The organism is Mesorhizobium sp. M1088, from assembly GCF_040318575.1.
Classification (GTDB): Bacteria; Pseudomonadota; Alphaproteobacteria; order Rhizobiales; family Rhizobiaceae; genus Mesorhizobium.
This window is the reverse complement of record NZ_JAMYMO010000007.1, coordinates 240660-267575: the sequence shown is the minus strand read 5'-3', so window position 1 is coordinate 267575 and position 26916 is coordinate 240660. Positions and strand designations below refer to the sequence as shown.

The 26916-nt window shown below is 62.7% G+C and carries 26 protein-coding genes and 1 pseudogene; 16 read left to right on the top strand and 11 right to left on the bottom strand.

The annotated features are described in order from the left end of the window. Window positions 1–115: 115 nt before the first annotated feature. Window positions 116–571: a MarR family winged helix-turn-helix transcriptional regulator gene (locus NKH49_RS12240; RefSeq protein WP_352503377.1), complete on the bottom strand. Its 456-nt coding sequence runs from the start codon at window positions 569–571 to the stop codon at window positions 116–118. A 62-nt stretch (window positions 572–633) separates the two neighbouring features. On the opposite strand from NKH49_RS12240, the gene NKH49_RS12235 reads away from it, so the two are divergent. After that, window positions 634–1083 carry an SgcJ/EcaC family oxidoreductase gene (locus tag NKH49_RS12235; protein ID WP_352541600.1) on the top strand — a complete coding sequence of 150 codons (450 nt, stop codon included), beginning with the start codon at window positions 634–636 and terminating at the stop codon, window positions 1081–1083. 275 nt (window positions 1084–1358) lie between these two features. Here NKH49_RS12235 and NKH49_RS12230 read toward each other — a convergent pair whose 3' ends face one another. Further along, on the bottom strand, window positions 1359–1724 hold the full coding sequence (locus tag NKH49_RS12230; RefSeq protein ID WP_352503375.1) for a winged helix-turn-helix transcriptional regulator: 366 nt from the start codon (window positions 1722–1724) through the stop codon (window positions 1359–1361). A gap of 108 nt (window positions 1725–1832) precedes the next feature. Between NKH49_RS12230 and NKH49_RS12225 the strand changes: the two genes are divergently transcribed. Beyond that, window positions 1833–2537, top strand: a complete 705-nt coding sequence (locus NKH49_RS12225) for a glutathione S-transferase family protein (RefSeq protein WP_352503374.1) — start codon at window positions 1833–1835, stop codon at window positions 2535–2537. A gap of 101 nt (window positions 2538–2638) precedes the next feature. Here the strand turns inward: NKH49_RS12225 and NKH49_RS12220 are convergent, their stop codons facing one another. Further along, window positions 2639–3010 (bottom strand): winged helix-turn-helix transcriptional regulator, encoded by a 372-nt coding sequence (locus NKH49_RS12220; protein ID WP_352503373.1) that lies wholly within the window; start codon window positions 3008–3010, stop codon window positions 2639–2641. A 110-nt stretch (window positions 3011–3120) separates the two neighbouring features. Between NKH49_RS12220 and NKH49_RS12215 the strand changes: the two genes are divergently transcribed. Continuing rightward, window positions 3121–3870 carry an SDR family oxidoreductase gene (locus NKH49_RS12215; protein ID WP_352569766.1) on the top strand — a complete coding sequence of 250 codons (750 nt, stop codon included), beginning with the start codon at window positions 3121–3123 and terminating at the stop codon, window positions 3868–3870. A 133-nt stretch (window positions 3871–4003) separates the two neighbouring features. Next, entirely contained in the window at window positions 4004–4828 is an 825-nt protein-coding gene (locus tag NKH49_RS12210) for a DUF2189 domain-containing protein (RefSeq protein WP_352926230.1), read from the top strand. Window positions 4829–4834: 6 nt separating this feature from the next. Here the strand turns inward: NKH49_RS12210 and NKH49_RS12205 are convergent, their stop codons facing one another. Continuing rightward, entirely contained in the window at window positions 4835–5467 is a 633-nt protein-coding gene (locus NKH49_RS12205) for a LysE family translocator (protein WP_352685524.1), read from the bottom strand. 119 nt (window positions 5468–5586) lie between these two features. After that, complete coding sequence (locus tag NKH49_RS12200; RefSeq protein ID WP_502895757.1) at window positions 5587–7554, bottom strand: pilus assembly protein TadG-related protein; 1968 nt, start codon at window positions 7552–7554, stop codon at window positions 5587–5589. A 338-nt stretch (window positions 7555–7892) separates the two neighbouring features. Between NKH49_RS12200 and NKH49_RS12195 the strand changes: the two genes are divergently transcribed. Next, window positions 7893–8753 carry a TIGR01459 family HAD-type hydrolase gene (locus tag NKH49_RS12195; RefSeq protein WP_352503369.1) on the top strand — a complete coding sequence of 287 codons (861 nt, stop codon included), beginning with the start codon at window positions 7893–7895 and terminating at the stop codon, window positions 8751–8753. Between the two features lie 9 nt (window positions 8754–8762). Continuing rightward, window positions 8763–9746, top strand: coding sequence for a bifunctional riboflavin kinase/FAD synthetase (locus tag NKH49_RS12190; protein ID WP_352926228.1), 984 nt, complete (start codon window positions 8763–8765; stop codon window positions 9744–9746). Between the two features lie 79 nt (window positions 9747–9825). Here the strand turns inward: NKH49_RS12190 and NKH49_RS12185 are convergent, their stop codons facing one another. Further along, window positions 9826–10380, bottom strand: coding sequence for an HdeD family acid-resistance protein (locus NKH49_RS12185; RefSeq protein ID WP_352474525.1), 555 nt, complete (start codon window positions 10378–10380; stop codon window positions 9826–9828). Window positions 10381–10533: 153 nt separating this feature from the next. Here NKH49_RS12185 and NKH49_RS12180 point away from each other — a divergent pair, with 153 nt between their 5' ends. The 3 genes and pseudogenes from NKH49_RS12180 (at window position 10534) to NKH49_RS12170 (ending at window position 12871) form a co-directional block, all read left to right on the top strand. Beyond that, window positions 10534–10968 (top strand): hypothetical protein, encoded by a 435-nt coding sequence (locus NKH49_RS12180; RefSeq protein WP_352926226.1) that lies wholly within the window; start codon window positions 10534–10536, stop codon window positions 10966–10968. A gap of 119 nt (window positions 10969–11087) precedes the next feature. Further along, window positions 11088–11869: pseudogene (locus NKH49_RS12175) on the top strand (alpha/beta hydrolase). A gap of 198 nt (window positions 11870–12067) precedes the next feature. Beyond that, window positions 12068–12871, top strand: a complete 804-nt coding sequence (locus NKH49_RS12170; RefSeq protein WP_352926224.1) for a MipA/OmpV family protein — start codon at window positions 12068–12070, stop codon at window positions 12869–12871. Window positions 12872–12906: 35 nt separating this feature from the next. Here NKH49_RS12170 and NKH49_RS12165 read toward each other — a convergent pair whose 3' ends face one another. Both NKH49_RS12165 and NKH49_RS12160 read right to left on the bottom strand, forming a co-directional pair. After that, complete coding sequence (locus NKH49_RS12165; protein WP_352926222.1) at window positions 12907–13059, bottom strand: antitoxin Xre/MbcA/ParS toxin-binding domain-containing protein; 153 nt, start codon at window positions 13057–13059, stop codon at window positions 12907–12909. Between the two features lie 134 nt (window positions 13060–13193). Next, entirely contained in the window at window positions 13194–13379 is a 186-nt protein-coding gene (locus tag NKH49_RS12160) for a hypothetical protein (protein WP_352926220.1), read from the bottom strand. Between the two features lie 42 nt (window positions 13380–13421). Here NKH49_RS12160 and ileS point away from each other — a divergent pair, with 42 nt between their 5' ends. Beyond that, window positions 13422–16412 carry an isoleucine--tRNA ligase gene (ileS, locus tag NKH49_RS12155; protein WP_352926218.1) on the top strand — a complete coding sequence of 997 codons (2991 nt, stop codon included), beginning with the start codon at window positions 13422–13424 and terminating at the stop codon, window positions 16410–16412. Between the two features lie 195 nt (window positions 16413–16607). Continuing rightward, complete coding sequence (locus NKH49_RS12150; RefSeq protein WP_352453465.1) at window positions 16608–17288, top strand: hypothetical protein; 681 nt, start codon at window positions 16608–16610, stop codon at window positions 17286–17288. Between the two features lie 70 nt (window positions 17289–17358). Here the strand turns inward: NKH49_RS12150 and NKH49_RS12145 are convergent, their stop codons facing one another. Further along, window positions 17359–17811: a nucleoside deaminase gene (locus NKH49_RS12145; protein ID WP_352770845.1), complete on the bottom strand. Its 453-nt coding sequence runs from the start codon at window positions 17809–17811 to the stop codon at window positions 17359–17361. Between the two features lie 76 nt (window positions 17812–17887). Here NKH49_RS12145 and NKH49_RS12140 point away from each other — a divergent pair, with 76 nt between their 5' ends. From NKH49_RS12140 to NKH49_RS12120, 5 genes are all read left to right on the top strand, one after another. After that, window positions 17888–19816 carry a pseudouridine synthase gene (locus NKH49_RS12140; protein WP_352926216.1) on the top strand — a complete coding sequence of 643 codons (1929 nt, stop codon included), beginning with the start codon at window positions 17888–17890 and terminating at the stop codon, window positions 19814–19816. Then, entirely contained in the window at window positions 19797–20351 is a 555-nt protein-coding gene (rsmD, locus tag NKH49_RS12135) for a 16S rRNA (guanine(966)-N(2))-methyltransferase RsmD (protein ID WP_352475003.1), read from the top strand. The genes NKH49_RS12140 and rsmD overlap by 20 nt, the downstream gene beginning before the upstream one ends. Window positions 20352–20448: 97 nt before the next feature. Continuing rightward, on the top strand, window positions 20449–21813 hold the full coding sequence (locus NKH49_RS12130) for a M16 family metallopeptidase (protein ID WP_352817440.1): 1365 nt from the start codon (window positions 20449–20451) through the stop codon (window positions 21811–21813). Between the two features lie 190 nt (window positions 21814–22003). Further along, window positions 22004–23362 carry a M16 family metallopeptidase gene (locus tag NKH49_RS12125; protein ID WP_352926240.1) on the top strand — a complete coding sequence of 453 codons (1359 nt, stop codon included), beginning with the start codon at window positions 22004–22006 and terminating at the stop codon, window positions 23360–23362. Then, on the top strand, window positions 23359–24222 hold the full coding sequence (locus tag NKH49_RS12120; protein WP_352541582.1) for a patatin-like phospholipase family protein: 864 nt from the start codon (window positions 23359–23361) through the stop codon (window positions 24220–24222). Before NKH49_RS12125 ends, NKH49_RS12120 begins: the two co-directional genes overlap by 4 nt. Window positions 24223–24394: 172 nt before the next feature. Here NKH49_RS12120 and NKH49_RS12115 read toward each other — a convergent pair whose 3' ends face one another. Both NKH49_RS12115 and NKH49_RS12110 read right to left on the bottom strand, forming a co-directional pair. Continuing rightward, on the bottom strand, window positions 24395–24937 hold the full coding sequence (locus tag NKH49_RS12115) for a dihydrofolate reductase family protein (RefSeq protein ID WP_352926214.1): 543 nt from the start codon (window positions 24935–24937) through the stop codon (window positions 24395–24397). 212 nt (window positions 24938–25149) lie between these two features. Then, window positions 25150–26880, bottom strand: a complete 1731-nt coding sequence (locus NKH49_RS12110; RefSeq protein ID WP_352926212.1) for an adenylate/guanylate cyclase domain-containing protein — start codon at window positions 26878–26880, stop codon at window positions 25150–25152. Between the last annotated feature and the right edge of the window lie 36 nt (window positions 26881–26916).

Genomic DNA, 26916 nt, shown 5'->3' with positions numbered 1-26916 from the left:
CTGCTCGGATGGCAGCATTCGCCCAGACGGCTGTTCGGGCTCGATACTCCCAGGAGCTCGATACCCAGTCAGGCCTTCACGGACAGAGCGTTTCTTTTGCCCTACCTTTGCGGCTTCACGAGCGCTGGCGAGGTATCCTCGGTTGCAAATTTTCGCTGGGGGATATCGCTTGCAGTGACGACCGCAGCGATTCGTACGCCTGAGCACCAAGCAGCCTTCGGTATTGGTCTTCGAGACGCTGATTGAAATCGTGGACGGTCCGGATCACCGCAAGCGCCGCGTCAGTTGCAACGATTAATTTGGCCCGTCTGTCGTTCGGATCATGCGAACGCCGAACATAACCGAGGCGCTCCAGTTCATCGATCAACTCACCCATCGATGCTTTGCCAATGCCCGCACGCTGTGCGAGGACGCTGGGTCGGGTTCCTTCTGCGTCGATGTTGGCGAATACAGCGCCGTGTTTGGGCTTGATTGCCGCATGGCCGCTCTCCCGGAGAACCTGGACCAAGGCGCTCGCCGACGATTGATAAGCATAGAGAAGCAGAGACTGCGTGTAGGGCTGATTATCCATCTTTTCAAACTTATATGGTGCCCATATAGTATGGCAACCGAACTATATGACAGGAGATCAGCATGGCTACCGGCAACGTCCGAACTGAAGGGGTGGAAAGTGTCGCGCACAGGCTGATCGAAGCTTGGAATCGTCACGATGCTCGCGCCTTTGCCGCCGTATTCGCGGCAGATGCCGAATTTACAAACGTCTTCGGGATGCAGGCGACTGGACGTGACAAGATCGAGCAGTTCCATGCCCCAATTTTTGAGAAGATGTTCAAGTACAGCCATCTATCCGCCGAAAGCGTGCGGAACAGGCTTGTTCGCCCTGATGTTGCCACGCTCGACCTGCGGTGGTCCATGACTGGCGCGCTCGATCCGATGGGAAACGAATGGCCGCGTCGGCGCGGATTAATCAGCGTAGTGGCGACGCGGGATCATGATGAATGGTTGATTGCAACGATGCACAATATGGAACTTGGGGACGATCAAATGGCAAAGTCTCAGGAGAAACTTCAAGAGGATAAGTAGGCTCTTCGTTCACGTCAGGATCGAAAGCGACAGCCAGCCAGCATGGTCAAGCCGATCTGATCGGGCAACGAGATCGAACGGCGGATCAGGTGATCAGGATTGGCGAGCTATGCTACAGGAGTTGGTGCCGGATGGCGGTGCCTTGTCCCGGTTTGGCTGGCCACAATGGCGCGCCCCATAGCCGGTCGCCTTGGTCTTGCGGAATCTAATGTATGAACGGCTTGGAGCGCTCTGGCTCTCGCCGGCAGTTCTTTGCGGCGGTGATCGCCGGTCGGCTATTCCGCCGCCACGAGTTTGATTTCCGGCGTCGATGTAGCCCGGTCGGCCCGATCGTCCTCGGTATCTTCCCACCAATCGCCCAGGGCGTCGATGAGTGGCACAAGTTTGAGACCGGGCTCCGTGAGGTCGTAATCCACGCGAAGCGGATAGCCGGTACGCGCCGTTCGCCGCACGATCCCGGCTTCCTCCAGCTTGCGCAGTTCCAGCGCCAGAATGCGGTGCGAAACTGTCGGGTTGTCACGCCTCAAATCGCTGAAGCGCTTGGTCCCGTCCTTGAGGTAGTAGAGCAGCAAGGTGGGCCAGCGACCGCTGAGCACACGCATAGTCTCCTCGATCGGGCAGCGTGAGACGACATCTTTCATGGCGGGGACCTGGTTACAGAATAGTGCGTAATTTACATGGGGCGACCAGCGTTTAGGGTCAAGTTTCGCTGCGCAGCGTAATCCCTAAATCATGGAAGAGACAAAGAAATGGAACCTATTCTCCTTTACGGCTTCCCGCTGGGAAGTTCGATGGGGCTTGTCGCTGCATTTGAACGCGTCGGACAACCCTACCGCCTGTGTCGCGTCGATATGCTCACTGAGATGAAGAACGACGCCTATGCCAGCATCAACGGTCGTCAGGAAACACCGGTGTTGATCACGGACGAGGGCAGGGTGCTCACCGAGACCATGGCGATTGCCGCCTGGCTCGAAGCCCGCGATACGCAACGCCGTATCAGCTTCGATCCTCGCTCGCCGGAGGGCGACCGGATGCATCAGCTGATGGCTTTCGTGAACACCGGTTTCACCGCCGCTTTCACCCCGCTCTGGGCCGCATATGAAATGGAGTCGGCGGAACCGGTGCTGCTGGCGACCTTGCGTGATTTCGGCCGCAAGGTCGTTACCAACCGCCATGACCAGCTCGAGGCGATGATCCTCGACACGGATTTCCTGGTCGGCGACCGGCCGACGCTTGCCGATACCACGCTGATCGGCGTAGCGCGCTGGGCGGAGTTCCACCAGGCGGTCGACGGCGCAGCTTATCCCAGGCTGGCGGCGCTACGCCGCCGCATCGAAGCCGATCCGGCCGTGCGATACGCACAGGCCATCGAGGGTGGCGAAAAGCCGGCGGGTTCGGGTGCCTGTCTTGGCCATGTCCCCCTGGCCGAAGTGATCGATCGTTTCGCTGCCTAGCTTTTGTCACACATCTCAGCCGCGCGGCGCCAAAGTGTGGTGCCGCGCGGTGACCGCCCGTGGCTTTGGCCGGGCAGGGCAAACAATCTGTGCCCGATTAGTCAGGTGATCAGGTGGGATGCGTTGACACGCATCCAGTCGGCCAGCGAATCCAGCGTGCCACGCAAGGTTCTACCCAGCGGCGTTATCTCATACTCCACGCGCGGCGGCATCTCGGCATAGACCCTCCGATAGACCAGACCGCGATGTTCGAACAGGCGCAGCTGCCGCGTGAGCTCCTTTTGCGTAATCGGTGCGACGGCCCTCTGGAGCTCGCCGAAGCGGATCGGACAACCGGTGACGATCAGGCGATAAAGAATGGGAATGGCCCATTTTCCCGAAACCAGATTGACGAAATCGATCATCGGGCAACGATCGGTCGTGCCATTTCCGCCTTCGACTGGCGTTACCTCGATGGCTTTTGCCTGCGCCATGAAATTATTTCCTTTAGTACCCATTCGGTGCCTACTATACAAAGCATACTATCGTGTCGACAATGCCATTCTCATCGTCTTTGGGAAGGCAAATCATGGGTCGCCAAATCATGGGTCGCTTGAAAGGCAAATATGCCCTCATTACCGGGGCAACCAGTGGCATCGGTCTCGAAACCGCGCGCCAGTTCCTGGCCGAGGGTGCGACGGTGGCAATCACCGGCAGGAGCCCGTCCGGGCTGGAAGCTGCGCAGCGCGAGCTGGGCGGATCGGCGCAGGTGATCAGGAATGATGCCGGCAACCTCGCCGATCAGCGTGCGCTTGCCGCCGAACTCGCGCAGTGCTGGCCTCGGCTCGACATACTGAACATCAACGCCGGTGATGTGATGCATCAGCCCCTGCAGGATTGGGACGAGGTGGTCTATGACCGTCTGATGCAGACCAATCTCAAGGGGCCGTTCTTTTTGATCCAAGCCCTGTTGCCGATGTTCTCCAACCCGTCATCGATCATCCTGTGCGGTTCGGTCAGTGCCCATATCGGCCTGCCCCAGAGTAGCGCCTACGCCGCCAGCAAGGCTGGCCTCCTGTCGTTGGCGCGCACCCTCTCGGGTGAGATGATCGAGCGCGGTATTCGCGTCAATGGCCTCAGCCCCGGGCCGACCGAGACGCCGGCCTTGGGCAAGCTGGGTCTGCCCGAAGCGGACGAGAAGGCGCTTGGCGATCAGATACGCGCGCTAGTGCCGATCGGCCGGATGGGCAAACCTTGGGAACTCGCCAAGGCGGCGGTGTTTCTAGCATCGGATGAGTCGAGCTTCGTCGTTGGCACGGAACTGCTCGTCGATGGTGGCGTCGGAAATCTATAACCGGGATTTACCATCGTGACCATCGACTTGGCGACAATCACCCCTAAATCGACTACCATAGTGCTTATACGAGAAGTGGCAGCTACGGGCGGCCATCCTGGCGGCGGCCGCCCCGACCCACGGGAGAAAGGTTATGGCCGGCTTTCATGTCATGGCGGACGCACGTGGAATGCATGTACAGCCCACGGTGCGCCGCATCAGCACCGAGGATCTGCTCGATGCGCTCCGTCTCGGCGTAGAGGATTTCTGGGCCAAGCCGTCGCACTACGTGTTCCTGTGCCTGATCTATCCGGTGGTCGGCCTGATCCTGACGCAGTGGACGTCGGGCTCGAACGCCATCCAACTCATCTATCCGCTGATGTCCGGCTTCGCTTTGGTCGGTCCGTTCGCCGCTATCGGCCTTTACGAAATCAGCCGCCGGCGCGAGTTCGGCATGGATACATCCTGGTGGCATGCGCTCGACGTGCGCCACTCTCCGGCGCTGCCCGCGATTGCGGTCATCGGTATCATGCTGGTGGTACTGTTCCTGCTCTGGCTGTTCACCGCGCAATCGATCTATACCAGCCTGTACGGCAATCAGCCTCCGGCCTCTATTGTCGGCTTTATTCGCGAGGTGCTGACGACCAGCAAGGGCTGGACGCTGATCCTGCTCGGCAACCTGGCCGGGTTCGCCTTTGCCGCGATCGTGCTGGCGACGACCGTCGTCGCCTTTCCGCTGCTGCTCGACCGCGATGTCGGCGCGGTCTCGGCAATCGAGACGTCGGCAAGGGCAGTTCTGACAAACCCGCTGCAGATGGCGCTGTGGGGCCTGATGGTCGCCGTGCTGCTGGTCATCGGCTCGATCCCGCTATTTGCCGGGCTTGCCGTCGTCATGCCCATCCTTGGCCACGCGACCTGGCATCTTTACCGCAGGGTGGTCGAACCGGAGCGGCCACAGCCGGACCGGCGGCCGATGTAGGACCGATCAGCGTTGCGCGTCGGTTGCCATCTTGACGGCCAGCGCGGTCAGCACCGTGCCCATCATCCAGCGCTGGATCACCAGCCATAGCGGCCGCCCGGCGAGGAAGAGGGCGATCGAGCCGGCCGTCACCGCGATGATGGCGTTGACGGTCAGGCTGATCGCGACCTGTGTGGCACCGAGCACCAGAAGCTGCGACAGCACGTGGCCCTTGCCGGGGCTGATGAATTGCGGCAGCAGCGACAGATAGAGCGCTGCCACCTTCGGGTTGAGCAGGTTGGTCATCAGGCCCATGGCGAACAGCTTGCGCGGCCTGTCTCTCGGCAGTTCGCGGATCTGGAAGGGCGAGCGCCCACCGGGCTTCACCGCTTGCCAGGCGAGCCACAGCAAATAGAGCGCGCCGGCAAGGCGCAGCACATCATAGGCAAAGGGCACGGCGAGCAGCAACGCGGTGATGCCGAACGCCGCCGACAGCACGTAGAACAAAAAACCGAGCGCCACGCCGCCCAGCGAGATCAGTCCGGCCTTCGGCCCTTGCGACAGCGAGCGCGAGATCAGATAAATCATGTTCGGGCCGGGCGTCAGCACCATACCGAGGCAGACCAGCGCGAAGGCAAGATGGTTGGCGGGTTCAGGCAAGAGCGCATCTCCGGTGGGGACACTCACCACATGCTTCCATCACCCGCAAGGGCATGGCGGCAGGAGCCTTTGCGCCAGCGCGCCGGGCCCCCCTGCCTTAGTCGCCAATCCCATCGCCTTCAGCCGACGATGCGCAGGTTCGACAATTCGTTGGCGATTTCCTTGAAATTGTCGGACAGCGTCGCGCCCGTCGCATTCCAGAACAGCTTGGCCGGCTTGCTCGGGTCCGCCGGATCCTTGCGGAAGCGCGAATCCGAGGAACACGCCTTCAGCGCATCGATTGCCTTCTTGTCGCCGGCATCCGTAGGCGACAGGTCGAGCGCCACCGTCATCACCAGAATGTTCGAATTCTTTGCGTTGGCGCAGAGCGTTTTCATCTGCTCGTCGAGTGCTGCCGTGTAGTTGGCACCGGTATAGGTGGTCTTGCCGATATCGGTGCTGGTATTCATAAACAGGCGGGTTACGCTTCCAGATCCCGGATAGGTCAGGCCAGTGTAGCCGTAGGAGGCGTAGGTCGACCTGTTGTTGGCGTAGCTGCCGTCGCTGACGGCGCTATAGGTATTGGCTCCGTCGGTCAGCACCACGACCACCTTGTCGTTGCCCCTCTCGCTGTTCGGCCGACCATCGGTGAACGGTGGGTTGCTCGATACAGTTCGCCAGCCCCAGGCAAGGCCCTCCGGCACGTTGGTGTTGCCGTTCGGCGCCATGGCGTCGATGGCGTCCTTGATTTCCTGCTTCTGTGCGTCCTGGCTGACGTCCTTCAACGGCGTGATCGGGTTGGTGGTGCAGGAGGAATTCGGCCCATCGCCCGCGGCTGCGGATTGCGAACCGTATGGTTTTACCAGGAAATATTTGCGCATGTCAGACTGGCGCTGGGAAGCGGTAGGACCGGCGACATAGGGCCAATCGGCCCACCAGTTGTTGCCGTAATTGTAGGACGTGCTGATGACGTCGTTGATGCCGTCACGGTTGAAATCAAGCCACAGAGTGCCAGCCTCATCCGGGGCGAACATCGGCACGAAAAGCGTGGCCGGCGCGGCTGTATCGGGCGTGGTGTCGTCGACATTGTAGGGATATGGCCGTGCTTCGACGCAACCTTGCCAGCTCGCATAGCGGCTTGTGGTGTAGATATATTCCGGTGCGCTCCAGTGGCCGTACTGGCAGGTGCCGTTCTTCTTGTATGTGTCGCAGACATATTGCTTCGAATTGGGTACCTCTTCGCGGCCCGATTCGACCGTCATGTCGGCGTAGAGGCTGAAACGCGTCAGCGGCTGGTCCTTGGTCTCGCCCCAGCCGGTGCCGCGCTTGTACCAGACGCCGTTGAGCTTCTCGGCATATTTGTCCGGATTGTTGGCGGCACTCATCGTCGTCCAGTCGAAATCCTCGTGCTGGATCGGGGACATGCCGTCCTGATCCATCCAGCCGTCCTGGTCGTGGGTAGGGCCGACATTGACCGAGGCCGCAAACGGCACGAGAGAAAACTGCACCGGTTTGGTGATCTGCTTCATCTGCTGCGCCTGAAGCGCCAGCGTATCGACAAGCTGCTTGGCGGCCGACTTCAGCAGGTTTATTCGCTTCTCGCCGGTGCCGGAGCCGAGATCACTCATCGAGCCGGAATTATCCAGCACAAGCGCGACTTCGAGGGTGTTCTTGAGGCGGAGTTCCGAACATTCGGTGAAGGTCGTGTCACTTGCCGTGCCGCCGATCAGCAGGCTGGCGGCCGGTAGAAAATAGGGGTGGAAGGTGAGGCTGGCGCAGAGCTTCAGGGTGCCGCCGCCGGCATTGTTGTTGGGCAGCGTGACGGTCAGCGCTGTATTCGCCGGGTCGATACGTGCGAGATTGGTTTCGAAAAATGTCTTGGCGTAGGCCTTGACGTCGTTGTCGCTGGCGCCGGCAACGATCTGCTGGGCGGCGGCGAGGCCGGCCGCATCAAGGGCGTTCAGCGTTTCGTGCTTTTGGCGCAGCAACTCCCCGTAATCGACACTGAGCGCCAGACCGGCCATCAGTGGCACAATGGTGATTGCAGTCATTAACGAGTAGTTGCCACGTCTGTCGTGTCGGAATTCTCCGACTATTGCCTTCAGCATTCCCGCCCGCCCCATTTTTCCCGGACGATGCCACGCATTTTTAAATTTCCGATTGCTGAAATACGTTCAAGGCCGGTACGGGTTTTCAATCCCTGTTAACCACGCGTCCGCAATCGGCAATGCTGCTCCGAGCTTCCCGCGGCAAAGCCTCTAAAAAAGGGGATAAGGCGCTGGAAAAGAAAAGCTTTCACCATCGCGTGCTCGCCGGCGTCCCCGTGCGACAATCTTGCGGCGCTATGAAAGCTGGTGACAGGGTGAAGCGCTTCGGTTAATCCCAGCCGGTCGCGGCGGACCGTCGGTCGCGGCGCTTGCAAGCATCATGGTACAGGGACAACGGCATGGCGGATTCGCCCGACATCATCGGTTCGCTCGCAGACTTGTCGGGAGCCTATTCAGCCATCCTGTGCGACGTCTGGGGCGTGGTGCACAACGGCGAATGGCATTTCCCGGCGGCGGCTGCCGCGCTGATCGCTGCTCGCGCGGCGAAAATACCTGTCGTGCTGATCACCAATTCGCCGCGTCGCAGCGCCGACGTGGTGGCGCAGATGAACGCCATCGGCGTTCCTCCCGCCGCCTACGACCGTGTCGTGACGTCCGGCGACGTTACCCGCGACCTGATCGCGGAAGGGCCGCGAAAGATCTTCCACATAGGCGCCGATCGGGATTTCACGCTCTATGAGGGCCTCGACGTCGAACTCGTCGAGGAGTTCGAAGCATCCGGCGTGGTCTGCACTGGCCTGTTCGATGACGAGGTGGAGAAGCCGGAGGATTATGCCGATCTTCTGCTGCGGCTGCGTGCCAGGAACCTGCCCTTCATTTGCGCCAATCCCGACATCGTCGTCGAGCGCGGCGAACGCATGATCTGGTGCGCGGGCGCTTTGGCCCGCGAATACGCACAGCTTGGCGGACGCACGCTGATCGCCGGCAAACCCTACGCGCCGGTCTATGATGTCGCCATGAAGGAGATCGCCGTCATTCTCGGCCGCCCGGTCGAGCGTTCGCAAGTTCTGGCCATCGGCGACGGCATGATGACCGACATCAAGGGCGCGGCCGACAATGGCTTCGACGTGCTCTACGTATCGGGCGGCATCCATGCCCGTGATTACGGTGAGACGCTGCAGCCGGATCCGGCCAGGCTCGCGGCCTTCCTGGAAAAATATGGCTACAGGCCGGTCGCGGTGATTCCCAGGCTGCAATAGGTTCAAGCCATGACGGCCATGTTCGAACGCATTTCCGCAACCGCACCGCTGCCGCCCCATTTGCGCGGCGGCGTGGTGGCTATCGGCAATTTCGACGGCGTCCACCGCGGCCACCAGGCGGTGCTCGAACGCGCGCGCGCCGAAGCGGAGCGTCGCGGCGTACCCGCCCTGGTGCTGACCTTCGTACCGCATCCGCGAAAGGTGTTCAGGCCGGACATGCCGTTGTTCGTGCTGACGCCGCCGCCGATGAAGGCGCGGCTGTTGTCGCATCTGGGCTTTGCGGCGCTGGTCGAGCAGCCGTTCACACGCGAGTTCGCCGCCTTGTCGGCGGAGGCTTTCGTCACCGGCGTGCTCGAGCGCAACCTCGGCATAAGCCACGCCGTCACCGGCTTCGATTTCCATTTCGGCAAGGACCGCCAGGGCGGCCCGGCCTATCTGATGGCTGCCGGCGAGCGCCACGGCTTCGGCGTCACGCTGGTGGATGCGTTTCGCGACGAAAGCGCCGAGGTGGTGTCGTCGAGCCGCATACGCAGGCTGCTGTGCGAGGGCAATGTGGCCGAGGCCGCCGGTTTGCTCGGCTACCGTTTCACCGTCGAGGCGGAGGTGATCGGCGGCCAGCAGCTCGGCCGGACACTCGGCTTTCCGACCGCGAACATGAGGCTTTCGCCGGAAGCCACCCTCAAGGAAGGGATTTATGCCGTCCGCTTCCGCCGCGCCGACGGTTCGCTTCACGATGGCGTCGCCAGCTTCGGCCGCCGGCCGACGGTCGACGACAATGGCGCGCCATTGCTGGAGACCTTCGTCTTCGACTTTTCCGGCGACCTCTACGGCGAGATTTGTGCCGTGTCCTTCTTCGGCTACCTGCGCTCGGAGGTGAGATTCGACGGGCTTGACGCGCTGGTCGCCCAGATGAAGCGTGACGAGGCCGAGGCGAAGGCACTGCTCGCCGGCGTCAGGCCGCTTTCCGGGCTGGACGCGGCCATAGCTTTTTAGAGCATGGTCCCGAACCGAAGGTCAGCGAAGCAAAAAAGTGGGAACCGGTTTTCCGATTAAGATCATGCTCAACCAGAATTTATCTCTTCAGCGCCAAGCCAAGAGCGATGAAGCTCCAACCCTGGAAGATCAGGTCGACGGCCAGGAACAGGCCCAGCACCCACACGCTGTTGACCGGCCAGCCCATGGCGATGACCAGTCCCGCCAGCGCGCTGATGACGCCGGCCGCGACCACCCAGCCCCAGCCGGGCTGTGGCCGGTGGCTGTAGCCGACCCAGGCCCTGAGCACGCCTGAGGCAAGAAGCGCGACCGCCAGGAGGAAGGTCAGCACCGTCGAGGCGAGGACCGGATTGTCGAACGCGAAGAAGCCGGCGACGGCGTAGAGGAGGCCGCTGAGCAGCCAATAGAAGAAGCGGCCCCATGTCTTCACACCGAAGGCATGGATGATCTCGACAATGCCGGCCATCAGCATCAGCCAGCCCACGACAAAGACCGAGGCGACGGTTGCGATGAACAGATTGCCGAAGGCAATGCCGCCGAAGACAAGCAGCAGCACCCCGAGCGCGACGAACCATCCCCATTTCGCCCGCGTCTGGCTGATCGCATCTTTCAAGGCATCGCCGTGCAGTGTCATCGCCCTCTCCCTCAAGACTACTTGGCCTTTTTTGTCGGCTTTGAAGGTAACGCCGATAGGCCTTCTCGTAAAGCGAGCAGGCTGTGAGGGTCACACCCATGCTCGGGCGGTACGCCTGCTTTTGGCACGAGCAGCCGCTGCGAGTGTATTTCCGTGAAACGTGGGCTTGCGCCCTCAGGCCAAACCGTGGTCACGCCGAGGTTTAGTTGGAGAATAGCTCCTGTCCGCAAAGCGGCCGCAACGTCGAGCTTTGATACAGAGCCAGACCTCCAAACGCCGCGCAACGCCGGTCGCATCCGCATCCGCATGTCACAACCTTGCGTCCGGCATACGAATTGTCCGGCATCGGAATTCCCCCCTTTTGAACCTTGCAGCGTCGAGCAAATCGAAAATTGGCTGACACGGCAGCGCACCGCCAAATATGGCACGGACGTCGGGCGATTTCTCGCTGATGTTGATCGGACTGATCGCAAGATGATCGTGGCGCTGGTTCGTCGCTATATTTGCAAGCAGGCAATCGATATCTTGTCGATGACGTTTGGCTGTTCGCCTTTCTCGGCGCTTGGCAAGACTGGGGAAGCAAAATGAGCGATGCGGACGAACACCTCGATCTGACGGAGATCAACGCCGTCCGCAGGTTGTTGACCTCAAAGCCTCGAACGGTCCGCTGGGACGAACGCCGGGCACGGCTCGACGAAGTCGGTTCGGTGTGGCCAGTCGCGGAGGACATCCGATGCGAGCATGTGGTTTTCGATGGCCTCGAGGGAGAGTGGTCGCTGGCGCCCGGGAGTGACAGGGATAAGGTTCTGCTCTTTTTCCACGGTGGTGGCTACTGCTCCGGCTCCCTTAAAAGTCATCGTCGAATGGTTACCGAGGCAGGTCGGGCAATGGGAATACGCACCCTCGCGATCGACTATCGCCGCGCACCGGAACATCCTTTCCCTGCGCAACATGAAGACGCACTCACCGCATGGCGCTTTCTGAGCCGGCAAGGCATCGCGTCGGATCGCATCGTGGTTGGCGGAGACAGTGCGGGCGGCAACCTCACTCTGTGCTGGTCAGTATATTGCGCACGGCAGGCGAGCCGTTGCCGCAATGTCTTTGGCTGGTTTCGCCCTGGACGGACCTTTCGATGTCCGGCGCGACACTATCAACCAAGGACGCAATCGACCCTATCATCCACCGGGCGTATTTGGAGGAACTGGCAACGGCCTATGTTCCCAATGGCGTTGGTCGGCGCGATCCGCTGATCTCGCCCTTGTTCGCCGATCTGAGCGGATTTCCCCCAATGCTGATACAAGCCGGTTCGGCCGAGACGCTGTTGTCGGACGCAACTCGGCTCGCCGAAGCCGCTGGCGCGGCTGACGTCAAAGTAGGTCTCGAAATTTGGCCGCATATGATTCACGCTTGGCCGGTTTGGAATGCGGGGTTGAGCGCCGGTCGCCGTGCTCTTCACAGCGCAGGCATGTTTGTCCGCGAATGTTTGTAACCCCTGCCGAGGCAACTGCTATCGTATTCCAAACACTTGATCTGGAATCTTGGTGCGCCAAACAATCGACTGCAACGCGGAACAGGCCGGCCAACGCGGCCAATGTTGCGGATATTAAGTCAAATTTTACCGAACTGGCGCCATGGCTTCAGTCAAGGCTGGTTGTATCCGCCAATGCGTTCGACGTATGGAGTAACGATGCGGTCTGTCCCGACGATCTTGGCCGCATTCATGCTCGGCACCTGCGGCGTTGCCAAGGCCGGCGAGGGCACCTTCGGCTGGCTGTCCGGAGACTGGTACCTGACGGTCGGTGCCACCGGCATGGTTGCTCCGAATTTCGAGGGCGGCAAGAAGTACCTGCTCAGTGCCTCGCCGATCATCTCGCTCGGCAAGGCTGGTCCCGCGGCGCGCTTCACCTCGCGCAACGACAATATCTCATTGGCATTGATCGACGATGGCGGCGTCCGCGCCGGCCTGACAGGCAAGTTCCTGTTTTCCCGCGACGGTGGTGACGCCGACGAATTGAAGGGTCTCGACCCGGTGCGCTGGGGCGGCGAGGCCGGCGGCTTCTTCGAATTCTATCCTTTGGATTGGCTGCGTGCCCGCGCCGAAATGCGGCACGGCATTCGCGCCCATAACGGTTTTGTCGCCGACATCGCCGCCGACGCCTTTTACGATGTGACGCCCGACGTCAGGATTTCGGCCGGACCGCGCGTTTCGTTCGCCTCATCGGACTATTTCGACGCCTATTACGGCGTTGATGCCGAGGAGTCCCTGGCCTCGGGGCTCAGCGAATATCATCCCGGTGGCGGGGTGAAGTCGGCGGGCCCGGGCGGCGCGGTGACCTGGAAGGTGACCGAGCCGATGACGGCCAGTCTGTTCGGCGAATATTCCCGCCTGATGGGCCCGGCCGCCGATTCCAGCCTGGTCAAGGAGCGCGGCTCCAGGGATCAGTTTATGGTCGGCGTGTCGACGACCTATCGCTTCGATTTCTCGATGTGATGTCGCAGGTTACATACTGCGCGCAGCCGCATGGCTCAGGCGACTATGCCGTAGGCGATGCGGTTGGGTTCCTCTTCCACAAGCATCGCACCTGTTTCGGATTGTAGGAGATTGATGGGCGCCTCGTTGAGTACCCGACTTCGCTTGCGCAGCCAGCGCTGCGCCCTTTCATGGTTGCCGAAAAACACGATCCGCCATCGTTGAAATATGAAGTCGCAGGGCGCGTTCGGACTCGGTAATCGTCAGAGTCACATTTCGTTCCTTCCGGCGCGCTAACTGTGAAATGTAAACCGCAGTTGGTACATGCTCTTAGGAGGAAGCATCAGAGTTCGGGCTTTTCAATAGGGCCGGCCTCGTTTAAAAGCCCGGTCATGACGCACTTTATCAGCGCATTCGCGCCTGCGATACGAATTACAGGCCCGGTGCTCCGGGCGGCCTGACCGCCGCCGGAGCCGCCGGGAATCTTGCGCGCGGCCTCTCGCGCTTTTTCCAGATCATGATAGTTCAACGCCCGGGCTCTTTTGCCGCCGGCAACGCATATGGCAGACGAATGACTGATACCGAGACCGCCGAGACGATCGATTATTCCAAAACGCTCTACCTGCCGCAGACGGATTTCCCGATGCGCGCCGGGTTGCCGGAAAAGGAACCGCTGCTGGTCAAGCGCTGGCAGGACATGGACCTTTACCGCAAGTTGCGCGAAGACGCAGTCGGCCGCGAAAAATACGTGCTGCACGACGGCCCGCCCTACGCCAATGGCAACATCCATATCGGCCACGCACTGAACAAGATCCTCAAGGACGTCATCACCCGCTCGTTCCAGATGCGCGGCTATGACTCGAACTATGTACCAGGCTGGGATTGCCACGGCCTGCCGATCGAATGGAAGATCGAGGAGCAGTACCGCGCCAAGGGCAAGAACAAGGACGAGGTGCCGGTCAACGAGTTCCGGCAGGAATGCCGTGAGTTTGCGGCGCACTGGATCAAGGTGCAGGGTTCCGAATTCCAGCGGCTCGGCGTCGTCGGCGACTTCGACAATCCCTATACGACGATGGCTTTCCATGCCGAGGCGCGCATCGCCGGCGAGCTGCTGAAATTCGCCATGTCCGGCCAGCTCTATCGCGGCTCCAAGCCGGTGATGTGGAGTGTGGTCGAGCGCACCGCGCTGGCCGAGGCGGAGGTCGAATACCAGGACTATGAGTCGGACACGATCTGGGCGAAGTTTCCGGTCGTCAGCCTCGCTCGCCAGGTCATCAACATCAAGGATGGGCAGCCAGCCCTTGATCCCAAGCTGACGCAGACGTCGCTCGATCTGCTTGATGCCAACGTCGTCATCTGGACGACGACGCCGTGGACGATCCCCGGCAACCGCGCCGTCAACTACTCGCCGCGCATCAACTATGGTCTCTACGAGGTTACCGCGGCCGAGAACGCCTTTGGTCCTCAGCCCGGCGAAAAGCTGATCTTTGCCGAGAAGCTTGAGGACGACGCTGCCGCGAAGGCCAAGGTCACTCTGAATCGGCTTCGCAGCGTTGGCGCCGAAGAGATTGAAAACCTTACGCTTTCGCATCCCCTCAAAGCTCTGGGTGGCGGCTACGATTTCCCCGTGCCGATGCTCGCCGGCGATCACGTCACCGACGATGCCGGCACCGGTTTCGTCCACACCGCGCCGGGACATGGCCGCGAAGACTTCGACGCCTGGATGGATGCTGCCTCTGATCTTCGCCAGCGTGGCATCGACACCGCGATCCCCTTCACCGTCGACGATGCCGGCTTCTTCACCAAGGACGCGCCGGGCTTCGGCCCGGACCGCGAGGGTGGAGCGGCGCGCGTCATCGACGACAATGGCAAGAAGGGCAACGCCAACCAGGCTGTCATCGACGAGCTGATCAAGCGCAACGCGCTGTTCGCGCGCGGCCGCCTGAAGCACTCCTATCCGCATTCCTGGCGCTCGAAGAAGCCGATCATCTTCCGCAACACGCCGCAATGGTTCGTCTATATGGACAAGGAACTTGGCGACGGCACGACGCTGCGCAGCCGCGCCCTGAAAGCCATCGACGATACCCGCTTCGTGCCCGCCGCCGGCCAGAACCGCATCCGCGCCATGATCGAGGAGCGCCCCGACTGGGTGCTGTCGCGCCAGCGCGCCTGGGGTGTGCCGATCGCCGTGTTTGCGGATGCCGACGGCAATGTGCTGCGCGACGAGGCAGTCAACCGGCGCATCATGGACGCCTTCGAGAAAGAAGGCGCCGACGCCTGGTTCGCCGCCGGCGCCACGGAGCGGTTCCTCGGCAATCACGATGCCTCGAAATGGCAGCAGGTCATGGACATCCTCGATGTCTGGTTCGATTCAGGCTCGACGCATGCCTTCACGCTTGAGGACCGGCCCGACCTGAAATGGCCGGCCGACGTCTATCTCGAAGGCTCCGACCAGCATCGCGGCTGGTTCCACTCCTCGCTGCTCGAAAGCTGCGGCACCAGGGGCAGGGCGCCCTACGACACCGTCGTCACCCATGGCTTCACCATGGATGAGGAGGGGCGGAAAATGTCGAAGTCGCTCGGCAACACCGTCGTGCCGCAGGACGTCATCAGGCAGTCCGGCGCCGACATCTTGCGGCTGTGGGTGGTGGCGACCGATTATTGGGAGGACCAGCGGCTCGGCAAGAACGTGCTGCAGACCAATATCGACGCCTACCGCAAGCTGCGCAACACCATCCGCTGGATGCTGGGCACGCTCGCCCACGACGATGGCGAGGAGGTGCCGCTGGATAGGATGCCTGAACTGGAGCGGCTGATGCTGCACCGGCTCGCTGAACTCGATGAGGTCGTACGCTCGGGCTACGACGCGTTCGAATTCAAGCGCATCACCCGCGCGCTGCTCGACTTCATGGTGGTAGAGCTGTCGGCCTTCTATTTCGACATCCGCAAAGACGCGCTTTACTGCGAAGCGCCTTCCAGCGTGAAGCGCAAGGCTTCCGTGCAGGTGGTACGCCATCTCTTCGACTGCCTGGTGAAATGGCTGGCGCCGATGCTGCCCTTCACCATGGAAGAGGCTTGGCTCGACCGTCATCCGGATGCGGTCTCCCTGCATCTCGACCAGTTCCCGGAAATCCCGGCGGACTGGAGGAACGAGGCGCTGGCGGAGAAGTGGCGCAAGGTTCGGCAGGTTCGCCGTGTCGTCACCGGCGCGCTGGAAATTGCCCGCGCGCAGAAGGTCATCGGCTCTTCGCTGGAAGCGGTGCCGGTCGTCACCCTCGACGACGCCGCGCTCGAAGCGGCGATCGCCGATGTCGACATGGCCGAGATGGCGATCACCAGCGATCTGGTAATCGTGCACGGCAAGGCGTCGGCGGGCAGCTTTACCCTCGACGACGTCAAGGGCGTCGCCGTGGTCGTCGAGAAGGCGGAGGACCGTGGCCTGGTGAAGTGCGCGCGCTCCTGGCGCTACACCGCCGATGTCGGCTCAGATCCGGAATTCCCGGATGTTTCGGCCCGTGACGCCGCTGTTCTGCATGAGCTGAAGGCTTTGAGCCGTCTTTAAGGCGGTGCACAAATGCCACGGCGGGCGGCCGATCGGCCCCCGCGCGTTGCCCTTAACGAGTGGTTGAGGTAAACACGCGAAACTCCGGACGACAAATTGTCGCCGGAATTCCGTCGGAAGAGCATAGGCGATGGGGACCGGACCTTTCTTTGGCCGGCGGCAATCGAGAGGCTGTCTACAGTGGGACTTTTTGGCATGACCGAGAGAACTTACGCGCGCGTTGCGCTGCTGGCGCCGCTTGTCGTATCGGGCCTCGCTTTGTCCGGCTGCATGGGCTCGCCCACTTACGGGACCGACAAGACCGCGGGCGCGCAGCTTGCCGGCGACCTCACCGGGGCTTTTTCCTTCGCACCCAAGCGCAAGGATAGTATCGACTACAAGCCGCGCCCCACGCTGGTGAAGCCAGGGCCGGGGCAGAAGGAAGTCTTGCCGCCGCCGCAGGAAAGCATCGAGACGGCGAGTGCCGAATGGCCCGAATCGCCGGAGCAGCGCCGTGCCCGCCTGCGCGCCGATGCCACCCTGCATCAGGACGACCCGGCCTACCAGGCGCAGGTCATCGATGACGTGCAGACGGATCCGGCGTCGGTCAAGGCCGCGCTGAAGCTGTCGGGCTCGAGCCACCCGCCAGCCTGGACTCCGGCCGATTCGGACAAGAGCCGCGCCGCGGAAATCATGCGCCGCCGGGCTGAAGGCAAACAGGGCGACCCGACCACCCGCAGATATCTGAGCGAGCCACCGGTGCAATACCGCGCTGCCGCCGCCACCGCGCCGCAGGGTGACCTCGGCGAGGACGAGTACAAGAAGGAACGCCGCCTCAAGAGGGAGGCGGCCGCCAAGAGTAAGAGCGGCGGCATGTTCGACTGGCTGCCCTGGTAGGCTGACGGCGCCAGAGACGTTCTTGCCCTGGATTAGCTGACTTGGATGGACCGTCTGCTGGACCAGAAAATCAGGCTCCGCGTCGCTCGCGAAAAAAGTCCTTCAGCAATGCTGCTGCTGCGTTCTCGGCCATGCCCGGATAGATGTCGGGCACATGGTGGCAGGTCGGTGACGTGAAGAAGCGAACGCCGTTGACCACTGCGCCGCCCTTCTCGTCCGCAGCGCCGAAATAAAGCCGGCGCAGCCTGGCGAAGGAGATGGCGCCGGCACACATGGCGCATGGCTCCAGCGTCACATAGAGATCGTGGCCGCTGAGCCGCTCGCTGGAAAGCTTGCGGCAGGCCTCGCGGATCGCCAGCATCTCGGCATGGGCGGTGGGATCGGCAAACTCGCGGGTGCGGTTGCCGGCACTCGCAACGACCGTATCGCCGCCGACGACGACCGCGCCAACCGGCACCTCGCCACGCTGGGAGGCGGCTTCGGCTTCTTTAAGCGCCAGCGCCATGAAATCCTGCCGCTTCACGCGGTTTCCATTCCGATTATCTCCTCGCCACTAGAGCGCGATCCTGTTACTACCCGCGCAAACGAGCAAAGGCCACATGGACGACAAAAACAAGAAATTCCCGCGCAAGGCCGGCCCGAAGCCGGCAGGGTCGCGTGGTCGCGATAGCGCTCCCGGCAAGGGCGGCAAGCCGCCCTTCGGCGCCAAAAAACCCTACACTCCGCGCGGCGACCGGACGGCGGCCGCCGAAGGCGAACGGCCGAAGCGCGACTTCAAAGGCGGCGACCGGCCATTCAGCAAAGGGCCGCGTCCGGAAGGCAAGCCTTATGAACAGCGCGAGGGTCCACGCAAGCCTTATGCGCCGCGCGGCGACCGGCCGGCAGCTGCCGAAGGCGAGCGGCCGAAGCGCGACTTCAAAGGCGGCGACAGGCCGTTCAACAAAGGGCCGCGTCCGGAGGGCACGCCTTATGAAAAGCGCGAAGGTCCGCGCAAGCCTTACACTCCGCGCGGCGACCGGCCGGCAGCTGCCGAAAGCGAGCGCGGCGAGAGGCGCTTCGACCGTCCCAAGCGTGATTTTGGCGATCGTCCCAAGCGTGATTTTGGCGGCGATCGACCGCAAGGGGCACAAAGGGCACAGGTGGCATCGGAAGGCGGCTTCAAGCCGCGCCCGCGTCGCGTCGAGGCAACGGAAGAAGCCGGCGAACGCATTGCCAAGCGGCTGGCGCGTGCCGGTCTGGCCTCGCGCCGCGACGCCGAGGAACTGATTGCGGCCGGCCGCGTCAAGGTCAATGGCAAGGTGTTGTCCTCGCCGGCCTTCAATGTCATGCCCGGCGACATCATCCATCTCGACGGCATGGAGATCCCGCCGATCGAGCGCACCAGGCTGTTCCTGTTCCACAAGCCGGCCGGCGTGGTCACCACCAACCGCGATCCCGAAGGCCGCAAGACCGTCTTCGATGTGCTGCCGCCCGGGCTGCCGCGGCTGATGACCATCGGCCGGCTCGACATCAACACCGAAGGCCTGCTGCTGCTCACCAATGATGGCGGCCTGTCGCGCGTGCTCGAACTGCCGGCGACCGGCTGGTTGCGACGCTACCGCGTGCGCGTTCACGGCAAGGTCGAGGAAAGCGCGCTTGCCGGCCTGCGCGAAGGCATTGCCGTCGACGGTGTCTTTTACGGCGCCATCGAGGCGACCCTCGACCGCGAGCAGGGTTCGAACGCCTGGCTGACACTCGGCCTGCGCGAAGGCAAGAACCGCGAGGTCAGGAACATCCTGGGCGCGCTCGGTCTCGACGTGACGCGGCTGATCCGCATTTCCTACGGGCCGTTCCAGCTCGACGATTTGCCGGAAGGCCATGTGCTGGAGATCAAGGGCCGCGTGCTGCGCGACCAGCTCGGCGAGCGCCTGGTCGAAGAGTCCGGCGCCAATTTCGATGCCGATATCGCCAAGCCGTTTTCCAACAAGCCGGTCAGGCGTGAGCGCGAAGAGGAGCCCGAGCGGCCGAAATTCACCCGCGACGGCGAACGCCGGCCGATCGGCGAGGGCGGCCTGATCAAGAACCGCAAGCGCCGCGAAGGCAGCCGCGACGAAGCGCTCGGCAAGCTGTCGACAAGCCCTGACAGGAGCTTTGGGCCAAAAAAGAGCTTTGGCGAGCGTGGCCCCAGACCTGAACGCAGCGACTTCGGGGACAAACCCCGCGGCGACAAGCCTCGTGGCGGCTTCGGTGGGAAAAAATCCGAACGCGAGCAGCGGCCGATCGAGCCGCCGGGCCAGCGCAAGGCCAATGTCTGGATGGCGCCGGGCGCACGGCCGATCGGCAAGGGCAGGGCGGAGGCAGACGCCGCCAAGGCGGCGGAAAACAAGGCGCGCAAGGCATCGTTCAAGCCGTCTTACGGCAAGCCCGGCGGCAAGCCGCAAGGCGGCGGTGCAAAGCCGTTCGGCAAACCGCGCGGCGAGCGCCCGGATGGCGGTGGCGACCGCCCGCGCGGCGGCCCGAAGGGAAGCAATGCGGATCGTCGGCGGTGAGTTTCGCGGGCGTCCGCTGGCGACGCCCCGCACCTTTGCCATCCGCCCGACCACCGACCGCACGCGTGAGGCGGTCTTCAACGTGCTGGCGCATCGCTTTCCTGAAAAACTGGACGGCGCGCGCGTGCTCGACCTGTTCGCCGGCACCGGCGCGCTCGGCCTCGAAGCGCTGTCGCGCGGCGCCTCCTACGCTGTCTTCATCGAAGAATCCGCCGAAGGGCGCGGCCTGATCCGCACCAATGTCGAGGCCTTCGGCCTCACCGGCCGCACCAAGATATTCCGCCGCGACGCGACGGGCTTGGGCGAGGCGGGCACCATCGCCGCATTCGGCCTGGTCTTCGCCGATCCGCCCTATGGCAAAGGCCTTGGCGAACGTGCGTTGCGCTCGGCCAAGGCCGGTGGTTGGCTCGCCCCTGGCGCGCTCTGCGTCGTCGAGGAAGCGGCGGCGGCGCCGTTCGAGGCAGGGCCGGGCTTTTCGGTTGTCGACGAGCGCAACTATGGCGAGACGGTCATCCGGTTCATCGAGGCCGCCTGAGTTCGGCTTCCACGGTGGCGCCTTCAAAATGACGAACAATTCGCTTTGCCTCGACCAGCAACCCCGCCTATCGTCCCACCACAAACCGGAGCCATCTATGACATTTCAGGCTGAATGGCTGCGCGGAACGCTCTTGGGACTGGCTCTGGTGATGGCCGCGCCGGCTCTGGCGGATAACAATCCTGACGATGGCGTCGTGACCGATTTCCTGCTCGACAACGGCATGGAGGTCGTCGTCGTCCCCGATCACCGCGCCCCCATCGTCACCCATATGGTCTGGTACAAGATCGGCAGCGCCGACGAGCCGCCGGGCAAGTCCGGCATTGCCCATTTCTTCGAGCATCTGATGTTCAAGGCGACCAGCAACCATGCTGCGGGCGAGCTCGACCGTGCCGTCGCCGCCATCGGCGGCTCGGACAACGCCTTCACCTCCTACGACTACACCGCCTTTCACGAGACGGTGGTGCCGCAGGCGCTCGGTGAGATGATGGGCTTCGAGGCCGACCGCATGCGCAATCTCATCCTCAACGACGATGTCATCAAGACCGAGCGGGACGTCATCCTCGAGGAGCGCCGCTCGCGCATCGATAGCAATCCGCAGGCAGTGCTCGACGAGGAAATCGACGCCACGCTGTGGCAGAACCAGCCGTACCGCATTCCGGTCATCGGCTGGATGCAGGAGATGGAGAAGCTGAACCGCACCGACGCGATGGCCTTCTACAACAAATATTATACACCCAACAATGCCGTGCTGGTGGTGGCCGGCGATGTCGAACCGGAAACGGTCAAGGCGCTGGCCGAAAAGACCTATGGCAAGATCGCGCGCGGCCCGGATCTGCCGCCGCGCATCCGCCCGGTTGAGCCCGAGCAGAACACCAGGCGCACGGTGACGCTGACCGACGGGCGCGTCAGCGTGCCGAGCTTTACCACGCAATGGGTGGTCCCGTCCTATCACACGGCAAAGCCCGGCGAAGCCGAAGCGCTCGACGTGCTGTCCGAAATCCTCGGCGGCGGCAACCGCAGCCGGCTCTACCAGGAGCTTGTCGTCAGGCAAGGCATCGCCGCCGAGGCCGGCGCCTTCTTCCAGGGCACCATGCTCGACGACACCAATTTCACCGTCTACGGCGCGCCGCGCGGCGATGCCAAGCTTGCCGACATCGAGGCCGCGGTCGACGCCGAGATCGCCCGCATCGCGAAAGACGGCGTCACCAGCGACGAGCTGGAAAAATCCAAGGACCGTTTCGTACGCTCGATGATCTTTGCCCGCGACAAGCAGGAGGACATGGCCAACATCTACGGCTCGACGCTCGCCACCGGCGGCAACGTCCAGGACGTCCAGCAATGGCCGGACCGCATCCGCAAGGTCACCGCCGACCAGGTCAAGGAAGTCGCTGCCCGCTATCTCAATCTCGACCACGCAACGACCGGCTATCTTCTGCCGCAAACCCAGGCTGGGAATTGATTTGATGATGAGTTTGAGCGTCGGCGCCGCCCCTCACCTGCCTGCCGGCATCCTCTCCCCGTATAGGGACGGGGAGAGGGGCGCCGTCATCGACGGTTTCGCCAATCTTCAGCGTTTGCAGAGCGAGCGCCGGGACAGCGGCCAGCCCCTTCTCCCCGTCACTATACGGGGAGAAGTGCCCGGCAGGGCGATGAGGGGCGGCGCCGACCTTGGCAATTGGCGCGCCGGCCCTCTTCTGGCCACCCTCATTCTCTCCCTCGTCTTCCTCCTCCTGCCGGCGCTTTCCGCTCGCGCCGCCGTGAACATCCAGGAGGTGACCTCGTCGAAGGGCATCACCGCCTGGCTGGTGGAGGATTATTCGGTGCCGATCGTCGCTATCCGCTTCGTTTTCGATGGCGGCGCGACGCAGGACCCGCCCGGCAAGGAAGGGCTTGCCAATCTGATGAGCGGCCTGTTCGACGAAGGTGCCGGCAACCTCGACAGCGAGGCCTTCCAGATCAAGCTCGACGACGTCGGTGCAGAGATGAGCTTCGAGGCGCAGCGCGACGGCATCTACGGCTCGATGCGCATGCTGGCCGACCAGCGCGACGGCGCCTTCGACCTGTTGCGCGTGGCAGTCAACCAGCCGCGCTTCGACCAAGTGCCGATCGACCGCATCCGCGCGCAGATCCTGTCCGGCATCATCGCCAACGAGCGCGATCCCGATACGCTCGCCCAGCGCAAATGGCTGGAAGCGATCTATGGCAATCATCCCTATGCGCGGCCCTACCAGGGCACCAGGCAAAGCATCGCGACGATTACGCCGTCCGATCTCAGCACCTTCCACAAGGCGAATTTCGCCCGCGACGGCCTGCATGTCGCGGTGGTCGGCGCCATCGACGCCGAGACGCTGAAGCAGAAGCTCGACCTGGTGTTCGGCAGCCTGCCGGAAAAGCAGGCGCTTACGCCCGTTCCCGATATCGACCTGAAGCTCGGCCAGCAGCTCGAGGTCGTCTACGACCAGCCGCAGGCTTCGCTGCAACTCGCCTATCCCGGCGTGAAGCGGAACGCGCCGGATTTCTTCGCCGCGGTGCTGATGAACGAGATCCTCGGCGGCGGCACCTTCACCTCGCGGCTGTTCGACGAGGTGCGCGAGAAGCGCGGCCTGGCCTACAGCGTCAGCTCCGACCTCGTCGACCACCAGCATTCCGAGGCGCTGTCCATCACCACCTCGACCCGCGCCGACAGGGCGGCCGAGACGCTGGCCGTGGTGCGCGACGTGGTCAAGCGCATGGCCGAGGAGGGGCCGACCGAAGCCGAGCTGGCGGCGACCAAGAAATACATGATCGGCGCCTATGCCATAAACAATCTGAATTCCTCCGGCGCGATCGCCTCAACGCTGGTCGAGATCCAGCTCGGCAAGCTCGGCATCGACTACATGCAGCGCCGCGCCGCCCTGATAAACGCGGTGACGCTGGATCAGGTGAAAGCGGTGGCGAAAAAGCTGCTCTCCGCCGAGCCGGCCGTTATGGTGGTCGGGCCGAAGCTCGGCGCGGCCAACAAGGGATGAGCCCTAGCTTCGGCATCGCCTTTGGCGGCGGCGGGGCGCGTGGGCTGGCGCATATCCATGTCATCGAGGCGCTGGACGAGCTGGGCATAAGGCCGGCAGCAATCGCCGGCTCGTCGATCGGCGCCATCATGGGCGCGGGCATGGCCTCGGGCATGACCGGCAAGGACATCCACGACTATACGCGCTCGATCCTCGGCCGTCGCGCCGAAGTGGCGACGCGCATGTGGCGGGCGCGGCCCGGCACTTTTGCCGAGGCGATGCAGGGCGGCCTGCGGGTCAGCCAGTTCAATGTCGAGCGCATCCTCAAGGCGTTCCTGCCCGACGCCATTCCCGAGACCTTCGCCGAATTGAAGATACCGCTGAAGGTGACGGCAACGGACTTTTATGGCCACAAGCTCGCCGTGTTCGACGAAGGCGAGCTGCATTCGGCGCTGGCCGCCTCGGCGGCGATCCCGGCGGTGTTCCGCCCGGTGATGCGCGACGGCAGGCTGCTGATCGACGGCGGCATCTACAATCCCGTGCCGTTCGACCTGATCGAGCTCGACGCCGACATCATCATCGCCGTCGACGTGGTCGGCGCGCCGACCGAGGCCGGCCGCAAATTCCCGACCTCCGTCGACCTGATGTTCGGCGCCACGCAGCTGATGATGCAGTCGATCATCGCCAGCAAGCTGAACCAGAGCCGGCCCGACATTCTGATCAGGCCGGCCGTTTCGAAATACCGGGTGCTCGATTTCATGAAGGTCGAGGCGCTGATGGCCGAGACGGTGGCGATCAAGGACGAGCTGAAGCGCGAGATCGAGAAGGCACTGAAGGCGCGGGAAGACGCTGCGGTCGAGGGCAGGCAGCGGACGGTGTAGGGGCGCTGCCAATCTCCCCCCTTGAGGGGGAGATGTCGCCGAAGGCGACAGAGGGGGTCGGTTCGACCGGGCGCGGCCCCCCTCTTGCGTCGGTAGGGGTTGGCGCATTACGCGAGACGCCCCCCTCTGCCCTGCCGGGCATCTCCCCCTCAAGGGGCGAGCTTGGCTGTCATCACCGCTTGCCCATCCCAGCCGCATACTCCAGCGCCACCACGCCGTTGCTGAATTGCGTGGCCGAGATCAGCTCGAGCGGCAATTGTGCGCCGGGCGGGAACAGCAGCTTGCCCTGGCCGACGGCACCGGGGTAGCTGAGCAGCCTGATGCGGTCGGCCAGGCCGTGGCGCAGCAATTCCTGCGCGACGCTGAGGCTGCCATGCACATAGATGTTGCCGCCGCTGCCTTGCTTCAGCCCTCTGACCGCTTCCGGCAACGCGCCCTGCAGCAGCTCGGCCGGCTGCCAGTCGAGCGCCTGCAAGCTGGTCGAGGCGACATATTTCGGCAGCGCGTTGAAACGGTCGGCGAATTCTCCGGTCTCCTTGGGCCACGAGCCGGCAAAGATCTCATAGGTCGTGCGCCCCAACAGCATGGCGCCGCTGTCGGCAAGCTCGTCGTCCTTGAATTTCTGCATCTCATCGTTCCAGGCCACGCTCGGCAGCTTCTCGACCTCGGCAATGCCATCGACGCTGATGAATTCGGTGATGATGAGTTTTCTCATGGCGGGTTCCTTTCTGGCAGGGCCGAATGGCGCGGGCTTATGCGACATGCGCCGTCAACTAGCGCGGCGCTTTTTCAGGGGGAGGGTTTTCCCTGTTCGCTTCCAAAGACCGATACCGTGGGAAAAGCTTCTCCGACCTGCCCGTCGTTCGGTCATGCCACAAGGTCCGCATCGTTTTTGCCGATTGGCTCTGGTTCGTAGCTACCGGCTGCCTACAGGTTGGCAATACCGGCTTTCAGCAGTCCTTCGCGGACGTGCTGCACATCAGACTCCTGGGCAAAGTGCAGGGTGGCGATAAATGAATCGAGGTCGAATTGGGGATCGAGCGTTCTGATCTTGCCTAGATGCGCCGCGGCCGCGATTTCGTCGCCGAGCCAGCCGTAGCAGGCAGCGGCGAAAGCGTGCTGAGCCGAGTCCATGGTTGACAGATGCATGAAAGCTTCGATCGCCTCGCCATACTGGCGCGCGGCGAAATGCGCTTTTCCCAGATGGCTCCAGAACCTCTCCGGGTGGTGCGGGTTCAACTGCATTGCCTTGCGGATCCATTCAATTCCCTCTTCCGGCCTCCCGAGCCACGTCAATAACTCGCCTTGCTGCACCACCACGAGATCGTAATTGGGATTGAGGGCCAGCGCCCGCTCTTGATGGTAGCGCGCTGTGGTCAGCTCATTGTTGTTCACGTTCACTGCCGCGAGAATGCGGTGGACATCGGCATCGTTGTTGTCCAGCGCCAGCGCCCTGTCCAGCGCCGCCATGATGTTGTTCCAGACGGCATCCCTGTCTTCGCACCAGTTATGGACCCAGGCCTGGCCAAGAATGCAGGCCCGCCAGGCATGGGCATGGGCATAATCGGGGTCGAGCGTGACGGCCCTTTCGATCAAGGTTTGCGCGCGTTCATTATCCGCAACCGTGCTTCGGTGATGCAGCACCTTGGCAGCAAGCACACATTCATACGCGGCCATGTTTGCAGGTTTCGCCCGCGCGAGCTGGTCCCGCTGAGCCGCCTCGACACGACCGGGCAGCGTGGCTGCGATCGCCGCGGTCACCTCATCCTGAATCGCGAATATGTCGTCCAGCTTCCGGTCATATTTGTCTGCCCAAATATGAGCGTCGTTCGCCGTGTCGATGAGCTGAACCGTCACGCGCACCCTGTCGCCGATCTTGCGGACGCTTCCCTCCACCAGGTATTGGACGGTGAGTTTCTCGGCCACCTCGCGCACATTCACGGCGCGGTTCTTGTAGACGAAGCTGGAATTGCGCGAGATCACGAACAGCTCATGGTGGCGGGACAGTTCGGTGATGATGTCCTCGGTCAATCCGTCCGCGAAAAATTCCTGCTCGGGGTCGCCGCTCATGTTGGTGAATGGCAGCACCACTATCGAAGGTTTCGAGATGGATCGCTTTGCCTCGACTTCCGGCAGGACAGAACTGTCAAACCCAACGCGATAGAGGCGAACCGGGCGGCTGATGTTCTTTAACGTCTTCTCGCCCAGGTCCTCCATGGCAATTTCGAGACGGTCGGCAATTTGGGTCGCCACCGCTGCGGTCACGCAGATACCGCCGACGTCGGCGAGTTGCTCGATGCGCGAGGCAATATTGACGCCGTCGCCGAAAATATCCTCATCGTCGAAAATGATGTCGCCGAGATTTATGCCGATCCTGAATTCGATACGCCGTTCTTGCGGCACATCCGAATTGCGCCGTTTCATGCGCTGTTGGATTTCCACGGCGCATTTCACGGCATCGGTCACGCTCTGGAACTCAACGAGCATGCCGTCTCCGGTGGTCTTGATGATCCGGCCCTTGTTCTTCGCGATGGCGGGATCGACCAGTTCTATGCGATGGGTCCGAAGACGTGCGAGCGTGCCGGATTCATCGGCCTCCATTAGCCGGCTGTAGCCCGCCATATCGGCAGCCAGAATTGCGGCTAGTCTCTGTTCCATCGCTGAACCACAAACCAAGCTTATCCTTCCAGAGCT

What these genes read in the sequence shown, in the direction of transcription:
- NKH49_RS12240 (WP_352503377.1), bottom strand. Translation starts at nt 571, where the DNA reads ATGGATAATCAGCCCTACACGCAGTCTCTGCTTCTCTATGCTTATCAA.
- NKH49_RS12235 (WP_352541600.1), top strand. Translation starts at nt 634, where the DNA reads ATGGCTACCGGCAACGTCCGAACTGAAGGGGTGGAAAGTGTCGCGCAC.
- NKH49_RS12230 (WP_352503375.1), bottom strand. Translation starts at nt 1,724, where the DNA reads ATGAAAGATGTCGTCTCACGCTGCCCGATCGAGGAGACTATGCGTGTG.
- NKH49_RS12225 (WP_352503374.1), top strand. Translation starts at nt 1,833, where the DNA reads ATGGAACCTATTCTCCTTTACGGCTTCCCGCTGGGAAGTTCGATGGGG.
- NKH49_RS12220 (WP_352503373.1), bottom strand. Translation starts at nt 3,010, where the DNA reads ATGGCGCAGGCAAAAGCCATCGAGGTAACGCCAGTCGAAGGCGGAAAT.
- NKH49_RS12215 (WP_352569766.1), top strand. Translation starts at nt 3,121, where the DNA reads ATGGGTCGCTTGAAAGGCAAATATGCCCTCATTACCGGGGCAACCAGT.
- NKH49_RS12210 (WP_352926230.1), top strand. Translation starts at nt 4,004, where the DNA reads ATGGCCGGCTTTCATGTCATGGCGGACGCACGTGGAATGCATGTACAG.
- NKH49_RS12200 (WP_502895757.1), bottom strand. Translation starts at nt 7,554, where the DNA reads ATGCTGAAGGCAATAGTCGGAGAATTCCGACACGACAGACGTGGCAAC.
- NKH49_RS12195 (WP_352503369.1), top strand. Translation starts at nt 7,893, where the DNA reads ATGGCGGATTCGCCCGACATCATCGGTTCGCTCGCAGACTTGTCGGGA.
- NKH49_RS12190 (WP_352926228.1), top strand. Translation starts at nt 8,763, where the DNA reads ATGACGGCCATGTTCGAACGCATTTCCGCAACCGCACCGCTGCCGCCC.
- NKH49_RS12185 (WP_352474525.1), bottom strand. Translation starts at nt 10,380, where the DNA reads ATGACACTGCACGGCGATGCCTTGAAAGATGCGATCAGCCAGACGCGG.
- NKH49_RS12170 (WP_352926224.1), top strand. Translation starts at nt 12,068, where the DNA reads ATGCGGTCTGTCCCGACGATCTTGGCCGCATTCATGCTCGGCACCTGC.
- ileS (WP_352926218.1), top strand. Translation starts at nt 13,422, where the DNA reads ATGACTGATACCGAGACCGCCGAGACGATCGATTATTCCAAAACGCTC.
- NKH49_RS12150 (WP_352453465.1), top strand. Translation starts at nt 16,608, where the DNA reads ATGACCGAGAGAACTTACGCGCGCGTTGCGCTGCTGGCGCCGCTTGTC.
- NKH49_RS12140 (WP_352926216.1), top strand. Translation starts at nt 17,888, where the DNA reads ATGGACGACAAAAACAAGAAATTCCCGCGCAAGGCCGGCCCGAAGCCG.
- rsmD (WP_352475003.1), top strand. Translation starts at nt 19,797, where the DNA reads ATGCGGATCGTCGGCGGTGAGTTTCGCGGGCGTCCGCTGGCGACGCCC.
- NKH49_RS12130 (WP_352817440.1), top strand. Translation starts at nt 20,449, where the DNA reads ATGACATTTCAGGCTGAATGGCTGCGCGGAACGCTCTTGGGACTGGCT.
- NKH49_RS12125 (WP_352926240.1), top strand. Translation starts at nt 22,004, where the DNA reads ATGAGGGGCGGCGCCGACCTTGGCAATTGGCGCGCCGGCCCTCTTCTG.
- NKH49_RS12120 (WP_352541582.1), top strand. Translation starts at nt 23,359, where the DNA reads ATGAGCCCTAGCTTCGGCATCGCCTTTGGCGGCGGCGGGGCGCGTGGG.
- NKH49_RS12115 (WP_352926214.1), bottom strand. Translation starts at nt 24,937, where the DNA reads ATGAGAAAACTCATCATCACCGAATTCATCAGCGTCGATGGCATTGCC.
- NKH49_RS12110 (WP_352926212.1), bottom strand. Translation starts at nt 26,880, where the DNA reads ATGGAACAGAGACTAGCCGCAATTCTGGCTGCCGATATGGCGGGCTAC.